Origin of the sequence: Streptomyces sp. NPDC060000 (genome assembly GCF_042737375.1) — a bacterium.
Taxonomy (GTDB): Bacteria; Actinomycetota; Actinomycetes; order Streptomycetales; family Streptomycetaceae; genus Streptomyces.
Window position 1 is genome coordinate 1 of sequence record NZ_JBHWUU010000172.1, and the last position, 4,278, is coordinate 4,278.

Sequence of the window (4,278 nt, forward strand, 5' to 3'; positions counted from 1 at the left end):
GTCACGGACGACTTCTGGACGTTGAGGATCTTGCCCCGGATGGGCAGCAGCGCCTGGAACTCGGAGTTCCGGGCCAGCTTGGCCGTACCGAGCGCGGAGTCTCCCTCGACGATGAACAGCTCGCTGCGCTCGACGTCGTCACTGCGGCAGTCGGCGAGCTTGGCGGGCAGCGACGAGGACTCCAGTGCCGTTTTGCGGCGCTGCGCGTCCTTGTGCTGGCGGGCCGCGATACGGGTCCGCGCGGCGGCGACCGCCTTCTCCATGACGACCCGCGCCTGAGCGGCCGCGTCGCGCTTGGCGGAGGTCAGGAACGCCTTCAGCTCTCTGGAGATCACGGTGTTCACGATGCGCCGGGCCGCCGAGGTGCCCAGGACCTCCTTGGTCTGGCCCTCGAACTGGGGCTCGGCGAGGCGGACGGTGACGACTGCGGTCAGGCCCTCCAGGGCGTCGTCCTTGACGATGTCGTCCTCGGCGACGCGCAGCAGCTTCTTCGCGCGCAGCACCTCGTTCATCGTCTTGGCGACCGCCTGCTCGAAGCCGGCGACGTGAGTGCCGCCCTTGGGCGTGGCGATGATGTTGACGAAGGACTTGAGATTCGTGTCGTAGCCGGTGCCCCAGCGCATCGCCACATCGACGCCGAGCTCACGGGTGACTTCGGTCGGAGTCATCTGCCCGTGCTCGTCCAGGACCGGGACCGTCTCCTTGAAGGTGCCCTGTCCAGTGAAGCGGAGGACGTCGCAGACCGGCTTGTCGGCGGCCAGGTACTCGCAGAACTCACTGATGCCGCCGTCGAAGCGGAAGGACTCCTCGCCCTTGCTGCCGCCCTCACCGAGCCCGTACTCGTCGCGGACGACGATGGTCAGGCCGGGCACCAGGAACGCGGTCTGGCGGGCACGCTGGTGCAGGTTCTCCAGCGAGAGCTTGGCGTCCTTGAGGAAGATCTGACGATCGGCCCAGTACCGCACGCGCGTGCCGGTCCGTGACGTGGGGATTTTGGTGGTCCGGTGCAGTCCCTGGGCGCGGGTGAAGGGGGCGTCGGGTCCAGGGGCGGAGTAGGTGCCGGGTGTGCCGCGGCGGAAGCTGATGGCGTGAGTGCGGCCGTGGCGGTCGACCTCGATGTCCAGCCGGGCGGACAGCGCGTTGACCACGGAGGCGCCGACGCCGTGCAGGCCGCCGGAGGCGGCGTACGAGCCGCCGCCGAATTTTCCACCGGCGTGGAGTTTGGTGTAGGCGAGCTCGACTCCGGACAGGCCGGTGCGGGGTTCCGTGTCCACGGGGATGCCGCGGCCGTTGTCGGTGACTTCCACGGAGCCGTCGTCGTGGAGGATGACCTCGATGTGGTCGCAGGCACCGGCCAGGGCCTCGTCCACGGAGTTGTCGATGATCTCCCACAGGCAGTGCATCAGACCACGGCTGTCGCTGGATCCGATGTACATGCCCGGGCGCTTCCGCACGGCTTCGAGCCCGTCGAGCACCATCAGGTGCCGAGCGGTGTAGTCGGAGCCGTCCTGGGGGCGGCTGCCGGCGGCCGGGGCGGGGAATGTACTCACGCAGTGCTCTCCTGAGTAACAGAGGTAGCGGTGGGGCTTTGGGTCACGCGTCGAGAGGGGCGGGAGCAGTGCCCGGGGTCAGATGTCGAGGAAGCGGACGTCCTTGGCGTTGCGCTGGATGAAGTGTCGGCGGGCTTCCACGTCCTCGCCCATCAGTACAGAGAAGAGGTCGTCGGCGAAAGCTGCGTCATCGAGGGTGACCTGTCCCAGGACCCGGTGGTCGGGGTCCATGGTGGTGACGCGCAGTTCCTCGGCGTTCATCTCGCCCAGACCCTTGAAGCGCTGGATGGAGTCGTCCCTGATCCGGCGGCCGTCCCGTCGGCCCCGTTCCAGGAGTGTGTTGCGTTCGCGGTCGGAGTAGGCGTATTCGACGAGTTCCCGACTCCACTTGATCTTGTACAGCGGCGGGCGGGAGAGGTGGACGTGCCCCTCCTCGACCAGTGGCCGCATGAAGCGGAACAGGAAGGTCAGCAGCAGCGTGCTGATGTGCTGTCCGTCGACGTCCGCGTCCGCCATCAAAATGATTTTGTGGTAACGGAGCTTGGCGATGTCGAAGTCCTCGTGCACACCCGTGCCGAACGCGGAGATGAGCGCCTGGATCTCCTGGTTCTGCAGTACTTTGTCGATCCGCGCCTTCTCGACGTTCAGGATTTTGCCGCGGATCGGGAGGATCGCCTGGTACTGCGGATTGCGGCCGGCTTTGGCAGAGCCGCCGGCGGAGTCTCCTTCGACGATGAAGATCTCTGACATCGCCGGGTCGTTCGACTGGCAGTCGGACAGCTTACCCGGCAGCGCCGCCGTTTCCAGCAGGCCCTTGCGGCGGGTCAGGTCGCGCGCCTTGCGGGCCGCGACCCGGGCCGTGGCGGCCTGGACGGCCTTGCGCACGATGTCCACGGCCTCGTTCGGGTTGCGGTCGAACCAGTCGGTCAGGTGCTCGTGGACGATCTTCTGAACGAAGGTGCGCACCTCGGTGTTGCCGAGTTTGGTCTTGGTCTGGCCCTCGAACTGCGGTTCGCCGAGCTTGACCGAGATGATCGCAGTCAAACCCTCGCGGATGTCCTCGCCGGAGAGGTTCGCGTCCTTTTCCCGCAGCAGCCTCTTCTCCCGCGCGTAGCGGTTGACCACGGTGGTCAGGGCCGTGCGGAAGCCCTCTTCGTGGGTGCCGCCCTCATGGGTGTGGATCGCGTTGGCGTAGGAGTACACGCTGTCGGTGTACTGACCGTTCCACTGCAGGGCGATCTCGGCCGACAACAGCCGTTCCGTGTCCCTGGCGGCGATGGTGATGACCGAGGGATGGGCCGGCTCGCCCTTGCGGGCATTGAGGTGGGCGACGAAGTCGGTGATGCCGCCGTCGTAGCGGTAGGAGACCGTCTTCGCTGTCGGGTCCGAGTCGGCTTCGTCGACCGCGGCCGTCGCGCGCGCGGAGGACCGTTCGTCGGTGAGGGTCAGGGTGAGGCCACGATTGAGGAAGGCCATTTCCTGATGACGCCTGGCCAGTGTCTCGAAGGAGTATTCGATGGTCTCGAAGATGTCGCCGTCCGCCCAGAACGTCAGCGAGGTGCCCGTCCGGGAGGTGGCCTCGTGGCGGGCCAGTGGGGCGGTGGGAGCGCCGTCCCTGTAGTCCTGCGTCCACCGGTGGCCGTCGGTCCAGATCTCCGCCGACAGCCGGGTCGACAGGGCGTTGACCACCGACAGACCCACACCGTGCAGACCGCCGGAGACTGCGTACCCGCCGCCCCCGAACTTCCCGCCCGCGTGCAGCACGGTCAGCACCACCTCGACGGCCGGCCGCTTCTCCACCGGGTGCATCCCCACCGGGATGCCGCGGCCGTTGTCGACCACCCGCACCCCGCCGTCGGCCAGGACCGTCACGTCGATCCGGTCGGCCACCCCCGCGAGTGCCTCGTCCACGGAGTTGTCCACGAGCTCCTGCACCAGGTGATGGAGCCCCCGCTCCCCCGTAGAGCCGATGTACATCCCGGGCCGTTTGCGTACGGCGTCCAGGCCCTCCAGAACGGTGATCGCGTTGGCATCATAAGACGCCGTCCCCACGTAGCCGGGCTGCTCGGATCCGCGGGCGTCGGTGGCGGTGCGAGTGTCGTAAGTAGTCACATACGCTCCCTTTCGGGCATAGCGGACCCCGCTCCCGCGCCACGGTGCAGGAGCGGCCGGACAACTGGGGGAGACACGGCACGGCAGCCCGAACAGGACCCCAAGGCACACGAACCCTCTGGACGTCGCCGACCGAGACGCTGCCGAGCGTACCGGAGCCGTCCCTGGCCGACGGGACGAGAGCACCCCTGTACGCCACTGTGCGACTCCCGCGCCACCCAGGCCAATCCCCTCTGCCTTGACCCACTGAAAATGCGACAGGGGGGCACTCAGAGGGCTTCTTGATGCCTTGTCGCTTAGCGCCCCGGGCACTATTTCCAGCGTAACCCTCCGCGGTCGCCAGTTGCGCTGCGTCAGGCCGCCGGTCCCGACCTCCCACCGAACCCCGGTTGTCGAGGGGCGGGATGGTGCCGGATTGCCGGCTCGGCGCTCGGGCCGTGTGTGTGGGCTGCCGAGGACGCGTGCCGCCTTGTGGACGCCCGTGCCGGACGGCATCGTCCCCATCACCCGCTGCCGTGGGGGGGGGGGGGGGCCGGGCGGGCCGGCCGCCCCGCCCCCGGCCAGGGGGAAGCACAGTGGGGCGCCGGGCGGGCCGAGCCCGCGGGCGGGGGGGCCC

The 4,278-nt window shown here is 68.4% G+C and carries 2 protein-coding genes; both read right to left on the reverse strand.

Annotated elements, in window-relative coordinates; translation table 11 throughout:
• Positions 1-1,550 (reverse strand): ATP-binding protein (locus ACFWBB_RS42435; RefSeq protein WP_385284616.1); only part of this gene is annotated, 1,550 nt, incomplete at its 3' end.
• A gap of 78 nt (positions 1,551-1,628) precedes the next feature.
• Positions 1,629-3,662 (reverse strand): novobiocin-resistant DNA topoisomerase (ATP-hydrolyzing) subunit B, encoded by a 2,034-nt coding sequence (gene gyrB / locus ACFWBB_RS42440; protein WP_385284619.1) that lies wholly within the window; start codon positions 3,660-3,662, stop codon positions 1,629-1,631.
• Positions 3,663-4,278 lie beyond the last annotated feature (616 nt).